Raw genomic sequence first — 22,653 nt, forward strand, 5'->3', positions numbered from 1 at the left:
GACCCATGGCTGAACGAGGAGCGTGCGCACGTGTTCAACCGGACCAGTCTGCAGGTCGCTGCAGCCCTTGCGTCCATATCCCTGGTGTCCGGATGCAGTGCCTTTTCGGGCGATGACGGGGATGGGGAGAAGCGGATCGTCGTCGGCACGACGAGCGCGCCCAGCACGCTCGATCCGGCTGCCTCTTGGGACGGTTCGTGGGAGTTGTACCGGAATGTCTTCCAGACGCTCCTGAGCTTCCCGACCGGAAGCACCACACCACAGCCCGACGCCGCCGACTGCAAGTTCACCGACTCGGCGAGCCAGGTCTTCGAGTGCACGCTCCGTGAGGGGCTGACGTTCTCCAACGGGCACCCGCTGGACGCCAAGGCGGTACGGCACTCCATCGAGCGCATCCGGAAGATCAACGTCGACGGTGGCCCCAACGGCCTGCTCGGCTCTCTCGGAACGATCGACGTCAGCGGCGACCGCAAGGTCACCTTCCGTCTGACCCAGCCGGACGCGACCTTCCCGTTCATCCTCGCCACCCCCGCGATGTCCCTGGTCGACCCGGCCGAGTATCCCGCGGACAAGCTGCGTGAGGACGGCAAGCTGCTCGGCTCGGGCCCCTTCGTCCTCGAGTCGTACGAAGAGGGCAACAAGGCGGAGCTCGGCAGCAACCCCCAGTACAAGGGCTTCGCGGACCGCAAGAACAGTGGCGTCACCATCCGGTACTTCAAGGAGTCCGAGGCGATGGTGGCGGCGCTGAAGAACAAGGAGATCGACGCGACCAACCGCGGTCTCACCGCGGAGGAGGTCGTCGACCTCCAGGAGAAGAAGCCCGAGAACGAAGGGCTCCAGCTGGTCGAATCGACCGGAGCGGACATTCGCTACCTGGTCTTCAACCCCGCCGACCCCTCGGTGCGCAAGCTCCCGGTCCGCAAGGCGATCGCCCAGATCATCGACCGTGAAGCGCTGGTCGCCAAGGTCTACCAGGGCACGGCCGAGCCGCTGTACTCGATGGTCCCCAAGGGCATCGCCGGGCACACCACCGCCTTCTACGACCGCTACCAGAACCCGAGCGTCGACAAGGCGAAGAAGATCCTCCGCGACGCCGGCATCGACAAGCCGGTGGAGCTGACGTTCTGGTTCACCACCGACCGGTACGGCTCCGCGACCGCCAAGGAGTTCGCCGAGCTCAAGCGGCAGCTCGAGGCGTCGGGCCTCTTCAAGGTGACGATCCAGGGCAAGCCGTGGAAGGAGTTCCAGGCCGGCTACCAGAAGGGCCAGTACCCCGTCTTCGGACGAGGCTGGTTCCCCGACTTCCCGGACCCGGACAACTTCATCGCGCCGTTCGTCGGCAAGAACAACGTGCTGCGCACGCCGTACGACAGCCCCGTGATCACCAAGGAGCTGCTGCCCCAGTCCCGGCGAGAGAGCGACCGCGGCGCCGTCGCCAAGCAGTTCGAGCAGGCCCAGCAGATCCTGGTCGACGACGTCCGGCTGCTGCCGCTGTGGCAGGGCAAGCTGTATGTCGCCGCGAGCGAGGAGATCGCGGGCGGCGAGCGCGCGATGGACCCGCAGACGGTCATGCAGCTGTGGGAGCTCCAGCGGAAGAAGAGCTGGTAGCGGGCATTGTCAGTGGCCCCCGGTAGGTTCTTCGCAAGAAGTGATCGCCTACCGGAGGTTGTTGACGTGACCGACACCGACATGCTGCCCGAGTCCTGGCGCGGCGTCCTCGGCGAGGAGCTGCAGAAGCTGTACTTCAAGCAGCTCACCGAGTTCGTCGAGGAGGAGCGGGCCAAGGGGCCGGTCTATCCGCCGCGCGACGAGGTCTTCGCCGCGCTGGACGCCACGCCGTACGACAAGGTCAAGGTCCTCGTCCTCGGCCAGGACCCCTACCACGGAGAGGGGCAGGGGCACGGCCTCTGCTTCTCGGTGCGGCCCGGTGTGAAGACGCCTCCCTCCCTGCGGAACATCTACAAGGAGATGAAGGAGGAGCTCGGCCACCCGGTTCCCGACAACGGGTATCTGATGCCGTGGGCCGAGCAGGGCGTGCTGCTGCTCAACGCGGTGCTCACCGTGCGGGGCGGCGAGGCCAACTCGCACAAGGGCAAGGGCTGGGAGAAGTTCACCGACGCGGTGATCCGTGCGGTGGCCGAGCGGCCCGACCCGGCGGTCTTCGTGCTCTGGGGCAACTACGCGCAGAAGAAGCTGCCGCTGATCGACGAGGAGCGGCACGTGGTGGTGAAGGGGGCGCATCCCTCGCCGCTCTCCGCGAAGAAGTTCTTCGGGTCCCGCCCGTTCACGCAGATCAACGAGGCGGTCGCGGCGCAGGGCCACGAGCCGATCGACTGGCGCATCCCGGACCTGGGCGTCCAGGGCTAGGGCCTGCGGCGGACGCCCGTGCGCGGTGGCCGGCCGGGTCCGTCTCTGGATCCGTGCGGCGGCCTGCGCGGGTTCGCGGGTTTTCGGGTTCGGGTCCTTGCCCGGAGCCCGCGCCCCGGTCCGCGGCCGAAGTCCGTGTAGGGGGTACGGACCGGGCGTCCGGCTGACAGGCTCGGGGTGGTGCCCGAGCCTCTCGGCCGTCATCGGCCGCGGCCGCTAGCGTCGAAGGTCTCACGAGCACGGAGGCCGCAGTGACCGAGCAGCAGCAGGCGCCGGGGGACGACGACGTGATGACCAGGATCGGGCAGGCGATGATGCTGCTCCACGGTGGCGACCGGGAGGAGGCCCGCAACCGTTTCGGCCAGCTGTGGGAGCAGATCGGCGCCGAGGGGGACCCCCTGCACCGGTGCACGCTCGCGCACTACATGGCCGACGCGCAGGACGACCCGGACGACGAGCTGGCCTGGGACCTCCGGGCTCTGACGGCGGCGGACGCGCTCGACGAGGAGCGGCTGGCCCAGCACGACACGGCAGTCGCGTTGCGGGCGCTGTACCCCTCGCTCCACCTCAATCTGGCCGCCGATTACGTGAAGCTGCGGCGGCCCGACGACGCGCGGATCCATTTGGACCGGGCCCGCGCGGCGTCGAAAGCGCTGGCCGACGACGGCTACGGCCACGGGGTCAGAACGGCCATCGACCGGCTGGACGGACGCCTGAGCGCCGAATGAACCGGCGGTGGGGACGGACGGCCGAGCGGCGACCGGATTCCGGAAGGCTGCCCGGTCCTCACTGCCCGTAGGCGTCCTCGCAGATCCGGGCCTGCGGACTGTGCGGCTGCCACCCTCCGTACTTCTTGCCCAGCTCGCACAGGTCGTGGCTGCCCACCTGGGAGTGGGCCGCCGGGGGCAGCCGCACCGAGGGTGGCAGCTCCGGCAGGTCGCGCTGCCACCCTCGGCCCGGGGCGTCGGGCCGGTGCTGCCGGGCGGTCTTCTCGGCGGGGACCTTCTCCGCCTTCGGCGCGGTTCGGCGGGGCGGCGTGGAGGGTGTGGCCTCGGGGGAGGGCATGACGGCCTCCAGCGCCTCTCTGGCGGGCGACTGGACGATCTGCGGCTCCACGTCCTGCGCGGCGGCCGGGCTGCTCACCTCGGGGACCGGCAGAGCCCCGGGGGCCGGTCCCGCCTCCACCGACACGCAGCCGGAGACGGCCGCGACCGCCACCCCCACCAGGACCTTTGCTGTGGTTCTCGTTCGATGCACCCGCGCCACTCTGCTGTGCGGCGCGCGATCTTCCCACCCCGAGTGCCGAGATTGCCCCGCACGGGTGATGCGATGGCCTGGACACGACGCTCACCTGGCCAGGTTCCGCCGCCCCGCCGCCCACCCTTCCCGGACCCGGCACCCCGGACCCGGCACCCCGGACCCGGCACCCCGGACCCGCCACTCCGCACCCCGGACCCGCCACCCGGTGCCCCGCGGCGAGGAGGCCGCTCAGCCGACGGCAGCCCCGAACCACTTCGGCAGCCGGCCGAGCAGATCCTGCTGATCCTCACCGACCCACGCCACGTGGCCGTCCGGCCGCAGCAGCACCGCGGGCACGTCCAGTTCCTCGCTGATGTCGACGACGTGATCGACCCGGTCCTCCCAGCCCGCCACCGACAGCCTGCCGGTTTGGTCGAGCAGCAGCCCGCGGCCGCCGTGCATCAGCCCGTAGAGGCGCCCCCGCTTCAGCTCCACGTCCCGCAATCGCCGGCCGAGCAGTTCGTGCCCCTCGCCGAAGTCGTAGCGGATCCCGATCCCGGTGATCTTCTCGATCAGGAACCGGTTCACCTCCTCGAAGTCCATCAGTTCCGACAGCAGCCGGCGCACCGACCGGGGACCCGGCTCGGTGGACATCAACTCCATCTGCGCGCGGGTGTTGTCCAGCACGTCCGCGGCCACCGGGTGCCGTTCTGCCTCATAGCTGTCGAGGAGACCCTCGGGCGCCCAGCCGTTGACCTCGGCGGCCAGTTTCCAGCCGAGGTTGAACGCGTCCTGCACGCCGAGGTTGAGGCCCTGCCCGCCGGTCGGTGGGTGGATGTGCGCCGCGTCGCCGGCCAGCAGCACCCGGTCGACACGGTAGCGCTCGGCCTTCCGGGTGGCGTTCCCGAAGCGGGAGAGCCAGCGCGGGGAGTGCGCGCCGAAGTCGGTGCCGGCGTAGGCCCGCAGCTGCTGCCTGAACTCCTCCAGAGTCGGCGCGGTCGTACGGTCCTCGGCCACCCCTTCGGCGGGCGCGACGACGCGGTACATCCCGTCGCCCAGGGGCATGGCGCCGAACCGCAGCTGGGTCTTGCGGACTTCGGCCACCACGGCGCCCAGCTCCTCCGGTGAAGTGGTCAACTTCATCTCGCCCAGCAGCGTCTCGACCGTGGAGGGCTCGCCGGGGAAGCCGACACCGAGCAGCTTGCGCACCGTGCTGCGACCGCCGTCGCAGCCGACGAGGTAGCGCGAGCGAAGCCGCGTGCCGTCGGCCAGCTCGACGCTCACCCCGTGTTCGTCCTGGCTCAGCCCGACCAGTTCGCAGCTGCGCCGGATCTCGGTGCCCAGTTCGGTGGCCCGCTCGGTCAGCAGGCCCTCGGTGATCTGCTGCGGGATGCCGAGGACGTACGAGTGCGCCGTGTCCAGCCGCTCCGGCCACGTATTGCCGAGACCGGCGAAGAAGCCGCCGACCGTGAACTTCTTGCCGAGCGGGAGGAACCGCTCCAGCAGACCGCGCTGGTCCATCACCTCGATACTGCGCGCGTGCAGACCCTGCGCGCGGGACTGCAGGGTCGGCTCCGCCTCCTTCTCCAACACGAGCACGTGCACACCGTGCAGCCGCAGTTCGCCGGCCAGCATCAAGCCGGTCGGTCCACCGCCGGCAACGATCACGTCGATCACGAGAGCCTCATTTCCGCAGGTACTGGCCTTCGGCCGACGATTCTGCGGCACTACCCGGGTCTTGCCACAAGCCCCCCGGTGCGCTATAAGTTGAGAGTGGCAAGGAGCGGGTGACCTCCTTGCCTTTGTTGTTTCCCGGCCCGGAGGAAACTCCCTAGCCGCCGAGCAGCCCGCGCAGCAACTCCTCGAACCCCGTACGCAGTTCCGCGCGCGACGGCACCGCGGAGTGGTACGAGCCAGCGGTGCAGGAGAACATCATCCCCTCGCACCAGGCGATGAGCGCCAGCGCGTGGCGCTGGGGTGTCGGGGAGCCCGCGGCGGCCATGAGCGCGACGACCGGGTCGCGGAAGGCGGCCCCCGCGTTGTCGTAGAAGGACCGCAGCTCGGGGCGTCGGGTCGCCTCCAGGGCCAGCTCGTAGCGGGAGACGAGCAGTTCGCGATGGTCGGCGAGCAGCTGGTGCAAGGCCTGCGCGAGCGCGTCGGCCAGCTGCTCCCGGCCTGCGGCCGGCGCGGGCATCTCGTCCGGCGTGAGCACCCGCGCCTCGCGCTCGGCCTGCCGCCTCACCGCGGTCTCCAGCAGGGCGAGGCGCGTCCGGGCGTGATTGGACGTCGACCCCTGCGGAAGCCCGGCCCGCTCGTCGACGGCGCGATGAGTGAGCCCGCGCATGCCCCGCTCGGCGAGAAGGGCGAGTGCGGCGTCGCCGATCAGGTCGCTGCGGGAGGGGCCGTCGGAAGGCCGGGAAGCGGGGCGCTGTGCTGGCATGTCCCCAACCTACCGCCCTAACTACAGCTGTAGTACGGTGAGGGTGCCACTACAGATGTAGTTTCCCTAGGGGGAGTCATGGACACCGAACAACGCCGTGCCCTCGTCATCGGAGCCGGGATCGGCGGACTCACCGCCGCGATAGGCCTGCACCGGCGAGGCTGGCAGGTCACGGTCCTGGAGAGGGCGCCCGGCCTCACGCCGGTCGGCGCGGGCATCGGCCTCGCCCCCAACTCCCAGCGCGCCCTCGACGTCATCGGACTCGGAGACCAGGTCCGCGCGCTCTCCGCCTGGCAGGGCGACGGCGGCATGCGCACCCCGGCCGGCCGCTGGCTCTCCCGTACGAACGCCCGGGCCGCCGCCGACCGCTTCGGCGGCCCCCTCGTTCTGCTGCACCGGGCGACGCTCGTCGACCTCCTCACCTCCGCCCTCCCCGACGGCGTGATCCGCACGGGCATCACGGCCGCACTCGCCGATGCCGGCGGCGACGAACGGCCCGCCGTCGTCACCACCCCGGACGGCGCCTTCGAGGCCGAACTCGTCGTCGGGGCCGACGGCATCCACTCGGCGACCCGCCGCACGCTCTTCCCGCGCCACCCGGGCCCGTCGTACTCCGGCTTCACCACCTGGCGCCTCGTCGCCCCCGCCCCCGGGCGGCCCTTCGCGCCCCACGAGACCTGGGGGCGGGGGAGCCTGTGGGGCACCCAGCCGCTCAAGGACGGCCGGATCTACGCCTATGCGATGACAGTCGCCCCCGCCGGAGGCCGGGCCGCCGACGAGAGGGTCGAACTGCTGCGCCGGTTCGGCGACTGGCACGACCCGATCCCGGCGATCATCGCCGCCGCCGACCCGGCCGCCGTCCTGCGCCACGACGTCCATCACCTCGACGTGCCCCTGCCCGCCTTCCACCGCGGCCGCGTCGCGCTGCTCGGCGACGCGGCGCACGCCATGGAACCCACCCTCGGACAGGGCGGAAACCAGGCCATCGAGGACGCCGTCGTGCTCGCACACCACGCCGCACCCGGGGCCGCCCCGGCCCGCTCCCTCGCCGCGTACACCGCGGACCGGCTCCCGCGCACCACCGCTCTCGTCCGCAAGGCCGCGCGGGTCGGCCGTCTCGCCACCCTCGCCAGCGCGCCCGCCGTGGCCGTCCGCGACGGCGTGATGGCGGGTGTCTCCCGCATCGGACCCGGCCTGGCGCTGCGTGCCTTCGACGGCATCGCCGACTGGCGCCCGCCCGCCGCGACGTATGCTGCCGGTGTTTCCGACGGGCACGACCTGCGGTGACACCATCGACAACTCCCGCGGGAACCAGCACCGCCGGCTCCCGGGGGACCGGCACATCACCAATCCAGGGAGACACCCCGTGAAGGTCGGCTGCATCGGACTCGGCGACATCGCGCAGAAGGCCTACCTTCCCGTGCTCGGCGCCCTGCCCGGAGTCGAACTGCATCTGCAGACCCGCAGCCCCGCCACTTTGGAGCGGGTCGCCGGGATACACCACGTCCCACCGGCCCGGCGCCACACCGACCTCGACTCCCTCATCGCCGCGGGCATCGACGCCGCGTTCGTGCACGCGCCGACCGCCGTGCACGCCGAGATCGTCAGCGGCCTCCTGGAGGCCGGCGTGCCGACGTACGTGGACAAGCCCCTCGCGTACGAACTGGCCGACTCACGAACCCTGGTGGACCTCGCGGAGAAGCGCGGGGTCGGCCTGGCGGTGGGCTTCAACCGCCGTCTCGCACCCGGGTACGCGCAGTGCCTCGACCATCCTCGCGAACTGATCCTGATGCAGAAGAACCGCATTGGGCTGCCCGAGGACCCGCGCACCCTGGTGCTCGACGACTTCATCCATGTCGTGGACACCCTGCGGTTCCTGCTGCCCGGCCCGGTGGAGCACACCGATGTGCGGGCACGGATCCGTGACGGACTCATGCATCACGTGGTCCTTCAGCTCTCCGGCGACGGGTTCACCGCCATCGGCATGATGAACCGCATGAACGGCTCCACCGAGGAGATCCTCGAAGTCTCCGGCCAGGACAGCAAGCGCCAGGTCCTCAACCTCGCCGAGATCGTGGACCACAAGGGCCAGCCGACCGTGCGCCGGCGCGGTGACTGGGTGCCGGTCGCCCGGCAGCGCGGCATCGAACAGGCCGTCCTGTCCTTCCTCGACGCCGTACGGGCCGGGAAGACGCTCAGCGCACGGGACGCGCTGGAGACTCATGAGCTGTGTGAGCTGGTGGTGCGGCAGGCCCTGGTCCAGGGCGCCTGAGGGACCGTACGCCCTCGGCGGCGCACAGCGCGGCCAGTACGGCCAGGGCGCCGTACACCGGCCAGTTGCCGAGCCGGACGTACGCGGTCGTGCCGGAGGAGAGCGGAACCGTGTAGACGGCCGAGACGCTGCGATCGGTGCCCAGCGGGGCACCGGCCCGCGCGCCGTCCGGCCCGTACACCGCGCTCACGCCGGTGAGCGTGGCATGGACCATCGGCCGGCCGGACTCCGCCGCCCGTAGCGCCGCCAGCGAAGCGTGCTGCGCCGGCGCCCAGCTGTCCTGGAAGGAGGAGGTCGCCGACTGGGCGATCAGGAGGTGGGCGCCGTCCCGGGCGAGCCTGCGGCTCATGTCGGGGAACGCGGACTCGAAGCAGACCAACGGGCCCAGCCGCAGGCCGTTCTCGCCGGGAAGCCGCATCACGACCGGGCCCGAGCCGCGCCTGCGGTCTTCGCCCGCCGCCTTGCCCACCGACGTCACCCAGCCGAGCAGCGAACGGGCCGGGACGTACTCACCGAACGGCACCAGCCGCATCTTGTCGTAGCGGTCGCCGGTCGGGCCGTCGGAGTCGACGAGCACACTGCTCTTGAAGATCCCCGGCCGGTCCGCCCGCCGCGCGTCCACATTGACCAGTACCGGCGCCCCGACCGTCCGGGACAGCGAGGCCAGCCGGTGCGCCAGGTCGGGCCGTCCGGTCAGGTCCGCCCCCACGCTGCTCTCGCCCCAGACGACGAGATCCACGTCCCGACCGGCGAGCCCGCGGGTGAGTTCCTCGCCGCGGGTGAAGCGCCGTTCGGCGCCACCGGGCCCCTCGATCACTCCGGGCTGCACGACGGCGACCCGCACCTCACCCGTCTCCCGTGGGGGCTGCACCCACATCCACACCGAACCAGTGGCGAGGACGCACAGGGTCAGACCCGTGGCGGCAGTGACACGGACGGCCGCGACCCCCACCAGCAGGGTCGCCGCCGTGTTGACCGCCACCACCAGCAGGCTCACCAGCCATACACCGCCGACCGATACGAGCCGCAGCGCCGGGGACACCTGCCACTGGCTGGCCCCCAGGAGCCCCCAGGGGCCGCCCAACCCCTCCCAGGACCGGGCGAGTTCGACCATCAGCCAGCCGGAGGGGACGACGACGAGCGCGGCCGCCGCGCGGGCGGGTGAGGGCAGGCCGCCGGTCATGGAGCGCACCAGCCAGCCCCACGGAGCCCACAGCAGCCCGAGCAGCGCGGCCAGGACCACCAGGAACACATGCAGGCTCGGCATCAGCCAGTGGTGGACGGCCACCATGAACCCGAGCCCGCCGAGCCAGCCCTCGACGGCCGCCCGCCGGCCGGTCGGAGCCGTACGGACGAGCAGCATCCAGGGGACGAGGGCGACGTACGCGAACCACCAGAGGCCCGGTGCGGGGAAGGCCAGAGCGGGCAGCGCGCCGGCCGGGACCGCGAGCAGGGCCCGCCACCGGGGTGACGTCGGCGGCCGGTTCGCCGCCTCCCGCCGTCGGCCGACCGGTATCCGCATACTCCGCCTCCACGGTTCGCCTCTGGGAACATGCCGCCTCCAGTGTGCGCGTGTGGGGCGGACGGGGACAGAGGGCACTCCGGTGAGGGAGCGCGGCGCGGGGCGCTCGGGAGAGACGCGGCGGGCGCGGGCGCTCGCCGCGTGACTGGGGCGGCTGCCTACGGCGGGGGCTCGGCCGGGGCGGGGCTCGCAAGCGACGGGCTCAGCCGGGGCGCGGGCGCTCGCCGTGTGACGGGGCCCGTCTGGGGGCTGTGACGCTCGCCGTGCGACGGGGGCCCAGGCTGCGGGCTTCCGCCAATCCGGCGGGAGGCCGGCCGGGGGCTGGGACGCTTCGTCGTCCGGCGGAGGGGGCTCAGCCGGTGGTGAGGGCTCCCGCCATACGGCGCCATTTCTCGTGCACGGTCACCGTACGCAGCCGCCATCCCGCGTCGGTGCGCAGCAGGGCGAAGGTATAGCGCCCGCCGGAGAGGAAGTCGTCGCCCGACGCGAGCCGCATCGGGTTCACGTAGTCGGCCCGCACCTCGGCACTGTCGCCCGGGTAGCCGCCCATGTCCTGGATCCGCACCCGGCGGTTCACGATGAGGTGCTGTCGCACGGGGAAGAGCCGCATCGTCTCCGCCAGCCAGTCGGCGACATCGGCGGCCCCGCCCTCGATCCCGCCGGAGCCGCGGTAGTCGGCCCGGCCGTCGCGGGTGAACAGGGCGCGATAGGCGCCCCAGTCGGCGTCGTCCACGGCCACCGCGTAACCGGTGATCACCTCGTCGATGGACAGCCGGTCCATCACGGTCGCGAGATCCACGCGCTGCGTCATCGGTTCAGTGTCGGGCAGGGAGCGTCAGCGGCCAAGGGCCCTGCACGGGTTGCCGCGGTGTGGACGGGGCGCAGGCGTGGGCGATCGCTTCCGTGTCCCAGTAGAAAGGGCGGACTTCGGCGATCCGCCCGTCCTTGACCCTGATCGTCTGCAAAATCGGGAACGCGAGCTCGCGGCCGGTGGCACGAGCTCGAGCACGGATCTGGGTGAGTACCACCGCGGTGTCGCCGGTGGCGAGGAACTCCTGCTCCGCCATGTCGAACGACTCCCACACATGGCTCATCGCATGGAAGAACCGTTCCATGCCATCGTGCCCACGCCAGATTCCGCCGTAGGGCAGAGCCTCGGCTTGATGCAGCACGACATCAGGCGCGAAGAAGGGGGCAAGCAGGCTGAACGGAGCCTCGCCCGGGCCGCCGGCCGCCAAGTACTCCGCCTCGGCCGCGTACATGCCGGTGAGGATCGCTACCGAGTCCCTCCGGGATCGAATCGTCATGCCGCAAGTGTGATCAAGCGAGACGGACCACGCTGGCGGCAATCGGACCTCGACCTGTGGCTGTGGCCAGCACTTTCCCAGACGTTCCCGACAGGCCCTAGTTCTAGGCGGCCTCCCAGCGATGTGGCCTACCGCCGCGCCACTCCACCAGGTGCGGGTCGTCCAGCACCATGTCCGCGTCTTCGAGGCCGGCGCGCCGCAGGAACTCGACGAGGTCCCGGTCGTTGTGCGCGAGCCCGACGATCTGTCCGCGTACGGTGACACGCCGCCCGCCGTCGGCGGAGGGGCGGTGGACGACGATCGGTGGTTGCCAGGCCATGGCTCCAGGGTGCCCCGGGCCCCGGAAAAGCGCAGTCCGGCTCCGCACCTGCTCGCATGCCTCGTGCCTCGGGTGGGCACGCGTCCCGTTCACACGGGGTGTGAAGGGAGTGCGTGGATATATGCGACGCACACCCTCGCGGTGGGCTGCCGGCAGCGAGACGCTCGTCGGGTCCGTTCAGGCGGGAAGTCGCTGAATGAGAGGTCGCCGGAAACACCCCCCGAGTCCGGCGGCCCGCCCTGGTCCGGCGTGCAGCCCACCCGCCCGCCTGCGCAGATGAGAGCCCGTCCGTCCGACCGCCGTGTTCCGCCGACGGCGGCGGGGGGACGGGCTCCGCCCGGCGGTCAGGCGTCCTCAGTGGGCGCCGACCGGCACGGTCCCGGATTCGCCCGCGTGGGGACTCAGCACGTCCGCACCGACCAGGGCGAAGAGCACGACACCCAGCAGAACCCGGTAGACGACGAACGGCATGAAGCTTTTGGTGGTGATGAACTTCATGAACCAGGCGATAACGGCATAACCCACGCCGAACGCGATGATCGTGGCGAAGATCGTGGGCCCCCAGGAGACATGCCCCTCGCCCGCGTCCTTCAGCTCGAACACGCCCGAGGCGAGGACGGCCGGGATGGCCAGCAGGAAGGAGTAGCGGGCCGCAGCCTCACGGGTGTAGCCCATCAGCAGACCGCCGCTGATCGTGGCGCCCGACCGGGACACACCCGGGATGAGGGCCATCGCCTGGCACACGCCGAATATCAGGCCGTCCCTGACGCCGAGCTCCTTGAGCGTCTTGCGCTCCCGGATCGCGCGGTGCCGTCCGCCCACCTCGTCGCGGGCCGCCAGCCGGTCGGCCACGCCCAGGACGATGCCCATCACGATCAGTGTCGTGGCGATGAGTCGCAGATCACGGAACGGACCCTCGATCTGGTCCTTGAACGTGACACCCAGGACGCCGATCGGGATCGAGCCCACGATGACCAGCCAGCCCATCTGGGCGTCGTGGTCCGCGCGCAGCTCCTTGCGGGTCAGCGAGCGGAACCAGGCCGAGACGATGCGCGCGATGTCCTTGCGGAAGTAGATCAGTACGGCGGCTTCGGTGCCGATCTGGGTGATCGCGGTGAAGGCCGCGCCGGGGTCGTGCCACCCCGCGAAGGCCGCGGTCAGCCGCAGGTGCGCGCTGGACGAGATGGGCAGGAACTCCGTCAGCCCCTGGACGAGTCCGAGGATGAATGATTCGAACCAACTCATGGGGCTAGGGCCGTCCCGGATGTACTTGTGTGCGGTCAGCGGTCGGAAAACGGCGGTCGTCGAACGGCCGCCGGTCGCTGCGCAGCGTACTCCCCCCGGGTGAACGGACGGTGGTCCGGCCGGGGGCGGCGGGCCCCTCAGTCCTCCTCGGGTCCCATGGTCGTCCACCCGGGCGCCCGCACATGGGCGCTGATGCTGGGCGCGTCCGCGCGCTCGCCGCACGCCTCGCATACGACCCGCGGCGCCAGTGCGGCCCCGCACGCGTGCTCGAGGACCATGGGCGGCTCCGTGCCCAGATGGCGGTCCCCCCAGGCCATGAGCGTCAGCAGGACCGGCTGGAGCTCCTCACCCGCGTCCGTGGCGCGGTACTCGTAGCGCTTGGGACGGTCGCTGTACTGGACCTTCTCCAGGATTCCGGCCTCCACCAGACGCCGCAGCCGGGCGGTGAGCACATCGCGCGGAGCGCCGGTGTTGCGGGCGATGCGGTCGAAGCGGCGCACGCCGAGGGAGATCTCCCGCAGGACGAGCAAGGAGTACTTCTCGCCGACCAGAGCGAGGGCGTCGGCGATGTTGCAGGGGCGCGGAGCCTTGCGGGTGGCGGTCATGGCCCCAGCCTAAGGCAGATTCCTCAATGGGTTTGACTTCCAAACTAACTGCGCTATGTTACTCGCACGTAGTTGATCCAGATTTCCAACTCACTGGGTGAGCGAGGAGCCTCCGCCATGCGCGACGCCGTCATCGTCGAAGCCGTCCGTACTCCCATCGGAAAGGGGAAGCCGACCGGGGCACTGGCCCAGGTGCATCCCGTCGAACTGCTCTCCCACACGCTGAAGTCCTTGATCGAGCGGACCGGGATCGACCCGGCCCTCGTCGACGACGTCATCGGCGGATGCGTCGACCAGGTCGCCGAGCAGGCCATGAACACCACCCGGTACGCATGGCTCGGCGCGGGATTCCCCGAGTCCGTGCCCGCCACCACCGTCGACCGGCAGTGCGGCTCCTCCCAGCAGGCCGTGCACTTCGCGGCGCAGGGAGTGCTGTCCGGGGCGTACGACATCGTCGTCGCCTGCGGAGTCGAGTCGATGAGCCGGGTGCCGATGTGGTCCAACGTGCCGGCCGGCGCCGACCCCTTCGGCCCGGGCGTCGCCGAGCGCTACCCGGAGGGCCTGGTCCCGCAGGGGATCAGCGCCGAACTGATCGCTGCCAAGTGGTCCATCGGGCGCGACGCCATGGACGCGTTCGCGGTCACCTCGCATCAGAGGGCCGCCCGTGCCTGGGAGAACGGGCTCTTCGACCAGGAGGTCGTTCCGTTCGGCGACGTCCGCCGTGACGAGTCCGTACGCCCCGGGACCACCCCCGAGATCCTCGCCGGACTCAGGCCGGCCTTCCAGGACCCGGCCTTCGCCGAGCGCTACCCGCAGATCGACTGGTCGGTGACCCCCGGCAACAGCAGCCCCACCAACGACGGTGCCTCGGCCGTACTGATCATGGCGGCCGAGACGGCCGAACGGCTCGGCCTGCGGCCCCTCGCCCGGCTGCACAGCTTCGCCGTCACCGGGTCCGACCCCGTACTCATGCTGACCGGGGTCATCCCGGCCACGGAGAGGGTGCTCCGGCGCGCCGGGCTCTCCCTCGAGGAGATCGACCTGTTCGAGATCAACGAAGCCTTCGCGAGCGTCGTCCTCGCCTGGCAGCAGGAGACCGGGGCCGACCTGGCCAAGGTCAACGTGCACGGGGGAGCGATCGCGCTCGGGCACCCACTGGGGGCCAGCGGCACGCGACTGACCACGACGCTGGTCCACGCGCTGAGGGCGCGGGGCGGACGCTTCGGGCTCCAGGCGATGTGCGAGGCGGGGGGCCTGGCCAACGCGATGATCGTCGAAGCGCTCTGAGCCGCGAGCGCCCTGGGGCGACAGCGCTGCTCTGAGCCGCAACCGACATGAGGCGACAGAGCTCTGGGGGTGACAGAGCTCTGGGGTGACAGCACCCTCAGCCGAAAGCGCCCCGAGTCGAAGTGCTGAGAGTCGAAGCGCTGTGAGGGGACGGCCGGGGCGGGGCGCTCCGGAACCCGGCGCGGGGGAGCGGGTCGACTCCCGGCTCCACCGGTCGGCGCTCGGTCCATCCGGGGGACGGGAGCGGGGACCCGGGCGGGCGGCGCGGGGGAGCGGATCGACTCCCGGCGCCATCGGTCGGCGCTCGGTCCATCCGGGGGACGGGAGTGGGTCCCGGGCGGGCGGCGTCGGGAAGCCGCTCGTGCTTCGCCTACCGGTGGGCGGACGCGCCCACGACCGCCGGGTGCTCGCGGGCCTCTCCCGTCTCCCCGGCTTCCGCGGCGGTCACCGTGGGGGCGGCAGCCGCGTCGGCGGGCCGCAGGCGGTGGCGCTTGCACCAGGCGACGACCGCTCCGGCCGCCCCGGTCACCACGATGAACCCCATGGCGATGAGGAAGGCCGGCGAGGTCGGCGACGCGGCCTCGCTGCCCGCGATCACATAGGCCGCGGTGTTGGGGACCGATCCGAGTCCCGTCGCGGCGAGAAACGGCACGTACCTCATACGGGAGACGGCGGCGCAGTAGTTGGCCGCGGCGAACGGCACTCCGGGGAAGAGCCGGATCGCCAGCATCGAGCGGAAGCCGTGCCGGCTCAGCTGCCCGTCCGCCGCCGTCAGCCAGCGCCCGCGTAGCAGCGGGCGCAGCGCGTCCTGCCCGAGCACCCGGCCCAGGGCGAACGCGATGCCCGCGCCCAGGACGGTGCCGACGAGGGCCGCCACCAGCCCGGCCTGCGTGCCGAAGAGAGCGCCCGCGCCGAGGTTGAGGATCGGGCGCGGTACGAAGGCGGCGGTGCAGAGCCCGTACGCCAGCGCGAACAGGGCCACCGCGCCCGGGCCGCCCGTCCGGGGCGGCCAGCCCGCGGCCAGCAGCCGCTGTGGCTCGTACAGCACCACCGCCGTCGCCGCGCAGGCGAGGATCACCACGAGCAGCGTCAACCGCGACCACGGAGAGAGCGCGGCCCGGGGGCGGCGGAGTGCGAGACCGTCCTGCGGCCTGGTGAACGGGTCGGGCATCCGGGGAGACTAACCGACAAAGGTGTGTGATCGCCGTAATGTTCACCGCCTGAGCACGCCCGGGCCCGCCTGCCCGCGCGCGAGCCCGGGCGACCCCTGCGGGCTCGCGCGTAGGAGCGCGTGGGAGTGCGTCGCGTCCCCGTCTCGCCAACTCCCCCCGAGCGGAAAACCATTCGACGCCGCCGCCCCGCTCGGCGATGATCGTCGACATGTTCCGGTACGCCTTCCTCGCAGCGCCGTCCGCAGTCGCGGACGCGCCGAAGGCTGCCGCGTTCCCCACGTTCCCCGCGCACGACGTGCTCACCGCGCTCGAGGCGCTCACGCTGCTCGACGTGCTCGATGCGCTCGATGCGCCTGTCGACGTCGCCACCGTGGCGGCGACGTTCGACGGCGCCCGAAGCTGACCCTTCCCGGACAATCCGGCGGACCCCGCAGGGGGAGGGTCGGAAGGGCTCCGGGGTCCCCAACTCAGCTTCGAGCTCAAGGAATGAGCCATGCCCAAGACGGCATACGTGCGCACCAAGCCGCACCTCAACATCGGCACCATGGGCCATGTCGACCACGGCAAGACCACCCTCACCGCCGCGATCACCAAGGTCCTCAGCGAGCGCGGGACCGGCACGTTCGTCCCCTTCGACCGGATCGACCGGGCGCCGGAGGAGGCGCAGCGGGGGATCACCATCAACATCGCACACGTCGAGTACGAGACCGACACCCGGCACTACGCGCATGTCGACATGCCCGGGCACGCCGACTACGTCAAGAACATGGTCACCGGCGCCGCGCAGCTCGACGGTGCGATCCTCGTCGTCTCCGCGCTCGACGGGATCATGCCGCAGACGGCGGAGCACGTCCTGCTCGCCCGGCAGGTCGGCGTCGACCACATCGTCGTCGCCCTCAACAAGGCCGACGCCGGCGACGACGAGCTCACCGACCTGGTGGAGCTGGAAGTCCGCGAGCTGCTGACCGCGCACGGCTACGGCGGCGACTCCGTCCCCGTCGTCCGGGTCTCCGGGCTCAAGGCGCTGGAGGGCGACCCGCGTTGGAGCGCCGCCATCGAGGCGCTCCTCGACGCCGTGGACACCTATGTGCCCATGCCCGTGCGATACGTGGACGCGCCGTTCCTCATGCCCGTCGAGAACGTGCTGACGATCACCGGGCGCGGCACCGTCGTCACCGGCGCGGTCGAGCGCGGCACGGTCCGCCTCGGTGACCGGGTGGAGGTCCTGGGCGCGGACACCGAGACGGTCGTGACCGGCCTGGAGACCTTCGGCAAGCCTATGGAGTCCGCCGAGGCCGGGGACAACGTCGCACTGCTTCTGCGCGGTGTGCCACGTGACGCCGTACGCCGCGGCCATGTGGTGGCGGCGCCGGGGAGTGTCGTACCCAGCCGGCGCTTCACCGCGCAGGTGTATGTCCTGTCCGGAAGGGAGGGAGGCCGTACGACACCGGTGGCGACGGGCTACCGGCCGCAGTTCTACATCAGGACCGCGGACGTCGTCGGCGACGTCGACCTCGGTGAGGCCGCCGTGGCGCGCCCCGGCGACACGGTCACCATGACCGTCGAGCTGGGGCGTGACGTCCCGCTCGAGCCCGGACTCGGCTTCGCGATCCGCGAGGGCGGCCGCACGGTCGGCGCCGGTACGGTCACCGGGCTGGTCTGACGCCCGTCCGTCCCATGCGCGCCCGAGCCCGTCTCCGAAGGAGAACATCCCGACGGAGGCGGGCACTTGGCGGTTCGGCACACTGCTCGTATGACGGACACCATCGCACTGGTACTGGGAGCGGGCGGACTGACCGGCAACGCCTGGGAGGTCGGCGTCCTGCACGGACTGGCCGAAGCGGGAACGGACTTCTCCGCCGCCGACGTGGTGATCGGCTCGTCGGCCGGGGCGGTCGTCGGCGCGCAGCTCACCTCCGGCAAGGTGAGCACCACCGAGCTGTACGAGCGCCAGTTCGCGCCGTACCAGGGCCCGTCGGCCCGCCGGCTCGGCGTCGGGACGCTTTTGCGCTATGCGACGGCCGTACTCTCCTCCCGTACCCCCGAGGCGTACGGACAGAAGCTCGGGCGGCTCGCGCTCGGCGCGTGGACGGGCGTCGACGAGGCGGCCCGGTGCGACATGATCGCCGCGCTGCTCCCCTCCCGAGAGTGGCCCGACAGCGCCCTGCGCGTCACCGCCGTCGACGCCCTCACCGGCGAACTGACGGCGTTCGACAAGGCCGGCGGGGTGCCGCTCGTGGACGCCGTCACCGCCAGCTGCGCCATTCCCGGTGTGTGGCCCGCCGCCACCGTCGACGGGCGGAAGCGGATCGACGGCGGCGTCCACTCCACGGCCAACGCGCACCTCGCGGCCGGCTACGACCGGGTCGTCGTCATCGCGCCCAACGCGTCCGGGAACAAGGTCATCCTCTCCCCGCGCGACCAGGCCGCCCGGCTGGCGGCCTCCGGCGCCCGGGTGGAGGTCATCACCCCCGACGCCGCCGCGAAGCAGGCGTTCGGCCGCAACTCCCTCGACCCGTCCCGCCGGGCACCGGCCGCGCGCGCCGGCTTCGCCCAAGCCGCGGCGCACGCCTCAGCCGTCGCCGCGCTCTGGGCCGCCTGAGGGGGCGGACTGAGGGCGGGTCCGGGTGAACCATCGAGCGCCCGGCCCGGTCCCGAGCGCCGGGCGGCGCTGAACCCCCCGAGCCCCCGGTCCCGGTGCGCGGTGCCGGCCCGGCTGAACGCCGGGCTGGGTGAGCCCCCGAGCCCTCCAGCCCCGAGCCCCCGGTCCCGGCCCGCGGCCGCCCAGTCCCCGGGAACGGCCCCCGGCAACGGGCAGCCCGAGGGCCGCGCCCGCACGCCGGCCCCGCTGAGCGCCGACCGGCTGCACCCCCGAACCGCAGCCCGGGCCCGCTCGCCCCACCCGGTCCGGGCACGCCCCCCGCGGCAGCGCACAATAGGAGCGTGAACGAGCAGATACCCGTCATCCGGGACGTCGACGGGGGCACCGCCAAGCTCATGCCGGACGTCGACCGGGAGCGGGCCTGGCTTCTCACCGTCGACGGGGCTCCCCAGTCCTATGTCGACCTCGACGACCCGACGCACCTCGAGTTCGAGTACGCCCAGAGGCTCGCGCACGTCGTCGACTGCGCCGCGGGCAAGGGTGAACCGCTCGACGTACTGCACCTGGGCGGTGGGGCGCTCACCCTGCCCCGCTATGTCGCGGCCACCCGGCCGCGCTCCCGGCAGGACGTCGTCGACGCCGACCGGGGACTGCTCGCCCTGGTCGCCGAACATCTGCCGCTCCCGGCGGACACCCATGTCACCGTGCACTGCGCGGACGCCCGCGCCTGGCTGGACACCGCGCCCGCGCGTTCCGTGGACATTCTGATCGCCGACGTGTTCGGCGGATCGCGGGTGCCCGCGCATCTGACCTCGGTGGAGTACGCGCGCGCCGCCGAGCGGGTCCTCCGCCCGGAGGGCGTCTACGCCGCCAACCTCGCGGACGGCGCGCCCTTCGAGTTCCTCCGCTCCCAACTGGCCACCTTCGGGGCGGTCTTCCCCGAGCTGGCGCTGATCGCGGAACCCGCCGTGCTGCGCGGCCGGCGCTTCGGCAACGCCGTCCTGCTCGCCTCGCACACCGCGATCGACACCGCGCTCCTGGCCCGCCGTACCGCGTCCGACGCCTTCCCCGCCCGGGTCGAGTACGGCGCGTCGCTCGCCCGTCTCATCGGAACCGCGAGCGCGGTACGGGACGAGGACGCGGTGCCCTCACCCGAGCCGCCCCACGGCTCCTTCGGCATCGGCTGAGTCCGCCGGCGAGTCCGCCGCCCCGAGCTCCTTCGAGCGGCCCCGGTGCGTCAGATTCCGTACGTCCGGGACCAGCAGCACGAGCGCGGTCACGAGCACGATCAGCCCGGCACAGCCCCACAGCGCCTCGCGCCGCCCGAACAGGCTCTCCGCCGGCCCGGCCAGGGCGGTGGAGAGCGGCAGCATCGCCGTCGACCCGAACCAGTCGTAGGCAGAGACGCGGGACAGCTTCTCCTCGGGGATCTCCTGGTGCAGCGCGATCATCCAGGCCACGCCGAACACCTCGATCGAGACGCCGCTGACGAACATCGCCGCCGACAGACCCACCACGTCCAGGGGCACGGCCAGCGCGGCCGAGGGCAGGGCCAGGGGGAAGACACACAGGGTGCCCACGAGCAGGATGCGCCGCGGCTTCCAGCGCATCATCAGCAGCGCGCCGCAGAGCGTGCCCACGCCGAACGCGGCCAGCGCCAGCCCCCAGGGCCGCGCGCCGCCCAAGTGGTCCTTCGCGACGAGAGGCCCGTACACCGAGTCGGCCGCGCCGACCACCGCCACGACGACCGAGAACTGCGCCACGATCGACCACAGCCAGGGGCGCCCGACGAACTCCCGCCAGCCGTCGCGCAGATCCGAGAGGAGGCCGCCGCCGGCCGGGCGCGCGGCGATATGGCTGACGTCGAGGAAGGCGCGCAGCGCGCCCGCGACGGCGAAGGCGGCCGCGTCGATGGCCAGCACCCAGCCGGGACCCACCACAGCGATCAGCGCACCGCCGAGCGCCGCGCCGCCGATGCCCGCGCCGTGCATGGACATCCGGAAGAGGGCGAAGGCCCGGCCTGCCTGTTCCCCGCCGACGCTGCTCATCAACATGCCCTCGGCCGCCGGGCCGAAGAACGCCTGACCGGTGCCGCAGAGCGCGGTGAGCAGCATCATCTGCCACAGCTGCGGATCGCCGGCGAGCACGAGGGCGGCGAAGGCGGCCTGGGAGACGCAGTTGAGGGCGTTGGCGGCGACCATCACCCGGTGACGGGGTATCCGGTCGGCGAGGGCGCCGCCTATCAGCAGGAAGAGAACCAGTGGCAGCGTGCGCGCGGCGGCCACCATACCGACGTCCCCGCCGTCCCCGCCGGACTCCAGAACCGCGAACGCCGCTGCGATGAGCGCGCCGTGGGTGCCCAGATTGGTGACGAACGCGGCGGCGGTCAGCAGGGTGTAGTTGCGGTTCGCCCACTCCGGGCGAAGGCGGCGGCGGGCGGCGGCGGGTGAAGTCACCAAGGGACTATCCCTGCCGCCGCCGCAGAAGCCAAACCGATTTCGCGGTACCGGTTCCGCGGGACCGGTACCGTCCGGTCCCGCGCGTCCTACGAGGTCGAGGCCGGGGCGAGCCGGACCGTCGACAGGATCTGGCGGATCACCGTGTCCGAGAGCTCGTCCTTGACCCCCTTGTTGGCGAAGAGGATCCAGGACGAGAAGTCACCCTTGGCGTTCTTGAAGCTGAACGCGATGGACTTGCCGTCGGTGTCGCACCGGTCCTTCTTGGTCAGACCGGTGGCCGTGGCCGTGGCCACATGGCCGGTGAGTCCGGACTTGCTGGTGTACGCCTCGGCCGGGCTGATCTTGATCAGCTGCTTGAGCTTCTTCTCGGGCTCTTCCTGGGCGTACGCGGCGAAGACCCAGGCGCCCGCCTCGTTGCGCGCGTTCTCCGCGGTGTCGGTGGCACCCTGAGCGCCCCGGGTGCCCGTGTCGGCGAGGCTGCTGTCCTCCTTGCGGCCGTCCATGTTGCTGTCGACGCTGCACCACTTGGACTTGTAGGTGGCCGGCGCCGACATCATGATGTACGCCGATCCGTCGTTCTTCTTCTTGTCGTCGAACCCGGACGCCACGCCGGTGCCGGCCACCTCCCAGGTCGCCGGAACGTCGAACTGGGTGCCGTACTTCGGGTTGTAGACGACCTTCCATCCGGGGATCGTCGGCTTGGCCTCGGTGTCGCCGCGAGGGTTGTCGATCGTCGACGGTGAAGGGCTCGCGGACTTCGACACGCTCGCGGACGGCTTGGCGTCGTCACCGCCCGCCTGGGTGCTCTTGCCGTCGTCCTTCAGCACCAGGAAGCCGGTGACTCCGGCGGCCACGACCACGGCGGTCACCGCCGCGATCGCCACGATCGTCGTCTTCTTCTTGTCCTGGCCGCCGCCGGGCTGCGGGGGGCCCGGCATGCCGTACTGCGGCACCGTCGGATGCTGGTACGTGCCGGGCTGCTGTCCCGGAGCGGGGTACGGCGGCGGTGTGCCGGGCTGCCCCGGTGCGGCGTACGGCGGCGGTGTGCCGGGCTGTTGGTAGCCGGGCTGCTGATACGGATTCGGCTGCTGGTAACCCGGCTGCTGGTACGGGTTCTGGTCCTGCGGGTTCTGCTCGCCCCCGGGCGGCTGCTGTCCTGGCCACATGGCCAGTAACCATAGAGGTGCCGCGTGACCGTTGCCACGCCCGGTCCCCCTCGACGCGCTGCCGAAGGGATGGCCAAGCCCTCCTACTCATGGGTAACATCGCGGCCATGAGCGCAGACCAGATGTCCGTCGGCGAGATGCTCGCCGCCACCGTCCCGATGGCCAGGACCCTCAACCTGGAGTTCCTGGAGACGACCGCCGAGCGCGCCGTGGTGCGCATGCCGGACCAGGCCGACTACCACAATCACGTCGGTGGCCCGCACGCCGGAGCGATGTTCACCCTGGCCGAGTCGGCCAGTGGCGCGATCGTCCTCGCCGCCTTCGGTGCGCAGCTCGGTCGCGCCGTGCCGCTCGCCGTGAAGGCCGAGATCGGCTACAAGAAGCTCGCCATGGGCGTCGTCACGGCGACCGCCACGCTGGGGCGCCCGGTCGCGGACGTGGTCGCGGAGCTCGACGCGGGGGAGCGCCCCGAGTTCCCCGTGGCCATCGCCATCACCCGTGAGGACGGCGCGGTGACGGGCGAGATGACCGTCGTCTGGACGCTGCGCCCGAACGCCTGACGCCACACGGCGTACCGCCCCCGTCCCTTCCCCCCCCCCCGGCCGGGAGGAGGGGCGGGGGCGCCGTCGTTTCCGGGGCCGTGGTCCCTTC

The 22,653-nt window shown here is 71.8% G+C and carries 23 protein-coding genes; 11 read left to right on the plus strand and 12 right to left on the minus strand.

Annotated elements, in window-relative coordinates:
- The first annotated feature begins 30 nt into the window (after positions 1–30).
- From ACZ5VC_RS10240 to ACZ5VC_RS10250, 3 genes are all read left to right on the plus strand, one after another.
- A complete protein-coding gene (locus ACZ5VC_RS10240; RefSeq protein ID WP_469119631.1) occupies positions 31–1,608 on the plus strand; it encodes an ABC transporter substrate-binding protein in 1,578 nt (525 codons plus the stop codon).
- A 66-nt stretch (positions 1,609–1,674) separates the two neighbouring features.
- Positions 1,675–2,367, plus strand: a complete 693-nt coding sequence (locus ACZ5VC_RS10245) for a uracil-DNA glycosylase (RefSeq protein WP_468707491.1) — start codon at positions 1,675–1,677, stop codon at positions 2,365–2,367.
- Between the two features lie 251 nt (positions 2,368–2,618).
- Complete coding sequence (locus ACZ5VC_RS10250) at positions 2,619–3,095, plus strand: hypothetical protein (protein ID WP_469119632.1); 477 nt, start codon at positions 2,619–2,621, stop codon at positions 3,093–3,095.
- Positions 3,096–3,153: 58 nt separating this feature from the next.
- Here ACZ5VC_RS10250 and ACZ5VC_RS10255 read toward each other — a convergent pair whose 3' ends face one another.
- From ACZ5VC_RS10255 to ACZ5VC_RS10265, 3 genes are all read right to left on the minus strand, one after another.
- The gene (locus tag ACZ5VC_RS10255) at positions 3,154–3,624 is read right to left on the minus strand and encodes a hypothetical protein (RefSeq protein WP_469119633.1); all 471 of its coding nucleotides are present in this window, start codon (positions 3,622–3,624) and stop codon (positions 3,154–3,156) included.
- A gap of 231 nt (positions 3,625–3,855) precedes the next feature.
- Positions 3,856–5,283 carry a rifampin monooxygenase gene (gene rox / locus ACZ5VC_RS10260; protein ID WP_469119634.1) on the minus strand — a complete coding sequence of 476 codons (1,428 nt, stop codon included), beginning with the start codon at positions 5,281–5,283 and terminating at the stop codon, positions 3,856–3,858.
- A 154-nt stretch (positions 5,284–5,437) separates the two neighbouring features.
- On the minus strand, positions 5,438–6,046 hold the full coding sequence (locus ACZ5VC_RS10265; protein WP_469119635.1) for a TetR/AcrR family transcriptional regulator: 609 nt from the start codon (positions 6,044–6,046) through the stop codon (positions 5,438–5,440).
- Positions 6,047–6,124: 78 nt separating this feature from the next.
- On the opposite strand from ACZ5VC_RS10265, the gene ACZ5VC_RS10270 reads away from it, so the two are divergent.
- On the plus strand, positions 6,125–7,333 hold the full coding sequence (locus tag ACZ5VC_RS10270) for an FAD-dependent monooxygenase (protein WP_469119636.1): 1,209 nt from the start codon (positions 6,125–6,127) through the stop codon (positions 7,331–7,333).
- Between the two features lie 79 nt (positions 7,334–7,412).
- A complete protein-coding gene (locus ACZ5VC_RS10275; protein WP_469119637.1) occupies positions 7,413–8,318 on the plus strand; it encodes a Gfo/Idh/MocA family protein in 906 nt (301 codons plus the stop codon).
- On the opposite strand, the gene lnt is transcribed toward ACZ5VC_RS10275, so the two are convergent.
- The 6 genes from lnt to ACZ5VC_RS10305 form a co-directional block, all read right to left on the minus strand.
- Complete coding sequence (gene lnt / locus ACZ5VC_RS10280; RefSeq protein WP_469119638.1) at positions 8,242–9,840, minus strand: apolipoprotein N-acyltransferase; 1,599 nt, start codon at positions 9,838–9,840, stop codon at positions 8,242–8,244. The two genes, ACZ5VC_RS10275 and lnt, sit on opposite strands and share 77 nt — an antisense overlap.
- A gap of 352 nt (positions 9,841–10,192) precedes the next feature.
- Positions 10,193–10,651 carry a nuclear transport factor 2 family protein gene (locus ACZ5VC_RS10285; RefSeq protein WP_469119639.1) on the minus strand — a complete coding sequence of 153 codons (459 nt, stop codon included), beginning with the start codon at positions 10,649–10,651 and terminating at the stop codon, positions 10,193–10,195.
- Between the two features lie 4 nt (positions 10,652–10,655).
- Complete coding sequence (locus tag ACZ5VC_RS10290) at positions 10,656–11,147, minus strand: nuclear transport factor 2 family protein (RefSeq protein WP_469119640.1); 492 nt, start codon at positions 11,145–11,147, stop codon at positions 10,656–10,658.
- A gap of 103 nt (positions 11,148–11,250) precedes the next feature.
- A complete protein-coding gene (locus tag ACZ5VC_RS10295; RefSeq protein WP_468707500.1) occupies positions 11,251–11,466 on the minus strand; it encodes a hypothetical protein in 216 nt (71 codons plus the stop codon).
- A 354-nt stretch (positions 11,467–11,820) separates the two neighbouring features.
- On the minus strand, positions 11,821–12,711 hold the full coding sequence (locus tag ACZ5VC_RS10300; protein WP_469119641.1) for an undecaprenyl-diphosphate phosphatase: 891 nt from the start codon (positions 12,709–12,711) through the stop codon (positions 11,821–11,823).
- Positions 12,712–12,848: 137 nt separating this feature from the next.
- On the minus strand, positions 12,849–13,316 hold the full coding sequence (locus ACZ5VC_RS10305) for a winged helix-turn-helix transcriptional regulator (RefSeq protein WP_469119642.1): 468 nt from the start codon (positions 13,314–13,316) through the stop codon (positions 12,849–12,851).
- A 117-nt stretch (positions 13,317–13,433) separates the two neighbouring features.
- Between ACZ5VC_RS10305 and ACZ5VC_RS10310 the strand changes: the two genes are divergently transcribed.
- Entirely contained in the window at positions 13,434–14,603 is a 1,170-nt protein-coding gene (locus ACZ5VC_RS10310) for a thiolase family protein (protein ID WP_469119643.1), read from the plus strand.
- Positions 14,604–14,973: 370 nt separating this feature from the next.
- Here the strand turns inward: ACZ5VC_RS10310 and ACZ5VC_RS10315 are convergent, their stop codons facing one another.
- The gene (locus ACZ5VC_RS10315; protein ID WP_469119644.1) at positions 14,974–15,774 is read right to left on the minus strand and encodes a TVP38/TMEM64 family protein; all 801 of its coding nucleotides are present in this window, start codon (positions 15,772–15,774) and stop codon (positions 14,974–14,976) included.
- A gap of 197 nt (positions 15,775–15,971) precedes the next feature.
- On the opposite strand from ACZ5VC_RS10315, the gene ACZ5VC_RS10320 reads away from it, so the two are divergent.
- The 4 genes from ACZ5VC_RS10320 (at position 15,972) to ACZ5VC_RS10335 (ending at position 19,564) form a co-directional block, all read left to right on the plus strand.
- On the plus strand, positions 15,972–16,178 hold the full coding sequence (locus tag ACZ5VC_RS10320; protein ID WP_469119645.1) for a hypothetical protein: 207 nt from the start codon (positions 15,972–15,974) through the stop codon (positions 16,176–16,178).
- A gap of 90 nt (positions 16,179–16,268) precedes the next feature.
- Entirely contained in the window at positions 16,269–17,438 is a 1,170-nt protein-coding gene (tuf, locus tag ACZ5VC_RS10325; RefSeq protein ID WP_469119646.1) for an elongation factor Tu, read from the plus strand.
- Between the two features lie 90 nt (positions 17,439–17,528).
- Entirely contained in the window at positions 17,529–18,377 is an 849-nt protein-coding gene (locus ACZ5VC_RS10330) for a patatin-like phospholipase family protein (RefSeq protein ID WP_469119647.1), read from the plus strand.
- A gap of 341 nt (positions 18,378–18,718) precedes the next feature.
- A complete protein-coding gene (locus tag ACZ5VC_RS10335) occupies positions 18,719–19,564 on the plus strand; it encodes a spermidine synthase (protein WP_469119648.1) in 846 nt (281 codons plus the stop codon).
- Here ACZ5VC_RS10335 and ACZ5VC_RS10340 read toward each other — a convergent pair.
- Together ACZ5VC_RS10340 and ACZ5VC_RS10345 are read right to left on the minus strand one after the other, a co-directional pair.
- Entirely contained in the window at positions 19,526–20,833 is a 1,308-nt protein-coding gene (locus tag ACZ5VC_RS10340) for an MFS transporter (RefSeq protein ID WP_469119649.1), read from the minus strand. The genes ACZ5VC_RS10335 and ACZ5VC_RS10340 overlap by 39 nt on opposite strands.
- 89 nt (positions 20,834–20,922) lie before the next feature.
- Positions 20,923–22,002: a DUF8017 domain-containing protein gene (locus tag ACZ5VC_RS10345; protein ID WP_469119650.1), complete on the minus strand. Its 1,080-nt coding sequence runs from the start codon at positions 22,000–22,002 to the stop codon at positions 20,923–20,925.
- A gap of 122 nt (positions 22,003–22,124) precedes the next feature.
- Here ACZ5VC_RS10345 and ACZ5VC_RS10350 point away from each other — a divergent pair, with 122 nt between their 5' ends.
- Positions 22,125–22,562 carry a DUF4442 domain-containing protein gene (locus ACZ5VC_RS10350; RefSeq protein WP_469120199.1) on the plus strand — a complete coding sequence of 146 codons (438 nt, stop codon included), beginning with the start codon at positions 22,125–22,127 and terminating at the stop codon, positions 22,560–22,562.
- The last annotated feature ends 91 nt before the right edge of the window (positions 22,563–22,653 follow it).

The organism is Streptomyces sp. NPDC033174, from assembly GCF_055577795.1.

Bases quoted from the DNA above. Each gene is read 5' to 3' on its own strand.
- ACZ5VC_RS10290 (WP_469119640.1), bottom strand. From the start codon at position 11,147: ATGACGATTCGATCCCGGAGGGACTCGGTAGCGATCCTCACCGGCATG.
- ACZ5VC_RS10265 (WP_469119635.1), bottom strand. From the start codon at position 6,046: ATGCCAGCACAGCGCCCCGCTTCCCGGCCTTCCGACGGCCCCTCCCGC.
- ACZ5VC_RS10315 (WP_469119644.1), bottom strand. From the start codon at position 15,774: ATGCCCGACCCGTTCACCAGGCCGCAGGACGGTCTCGCACTCCGCCGC.
- ACZ5VC_RS10320 (WP_469119645.1), top strand. From the start codon at position 15,972: ATGATCGTCGACATGTTCCGGTACGCCTTCCTCGCAGCGCCGTCCGCA.
- ACZ5VC_RS10350 (WP_469120199.1), top strand. From the start codon at position 22,125: ATGTCCGTCGGCGAGATGCTCGCCGCCACCGTCCCGATGGCCAGGACC.
- ACZ5VC_RS10310 (WP_469119643.1), top strand. From the start codon at position 13,434: ATGCGCGACGCCGTCATCGTCGAAGCCGTCCGTACTCCCATCGGAAAG.
- ACZ5VC_RS10330 (WP_469119647.1), top strand. From the start codon at position 17,529: ATGACGGACACCATCGCACTGGTACTGGGAGCGGGCGGACTGACCGGC.
- ACZ5VC_RS10300 (WP_469119641.1), bottom strand. From the start codon at position 12,711: ATGAGTTGGTTCGAATCATTCATCCTCGGACTCGTCCAGGGGCTGACG.
- ACZ5VC_RS10305 (WP_469119642.1), bottom strand. From the start codon at position 13,316: ATGACCGCCACCCGCAAGGCTCCGCGCCCCTGCAACATCGCCGACGCC.
- tuf (WP_469119646.1), top strand. From the start codon at position 16,269: ATGCCCAAGACGGCATACGTGCGCACCAAGCCGCACCTCAACATCGGC.
- ACZ5VC_RS10285 (WP_469119639.1), bottom strand. From the start codon at position 10,651: ATGACGCAGCGCGTGGATCTCGCGACCGTGATGGACCGGCTGTCCATC.
- ACZ5VC_RS10270 (WP_469119636.1), top strand. From the start codon at position 6,125: ATGGACACCGAACAACGCCGTGCCCTCGTCATCGGAGCCGGGATCGGC.
- lnt (WP_469119638.1), bottom strand. From the start codon at position 9,840: ATGCGGATACCGGTCGGCCGACGGCGGGAGGCGGCGAACCGGCCGCCG.
- ACZ5VC_RS10345 (WP_469119650.1), bottom strand. From the start codon at position 22,002: ATGTGGCCAGGACAGCAGCCGCCCGGGGGCGAGCAGAACCCGCAGGAC.
- ACZ5VC_RS10295 (WP_468707500.1), bottom strand. From the start codon at position 11,466: ATGGCCTGGCAACCACCGATCGTCGTCCACCGCCCCTCCGCCGACGGC.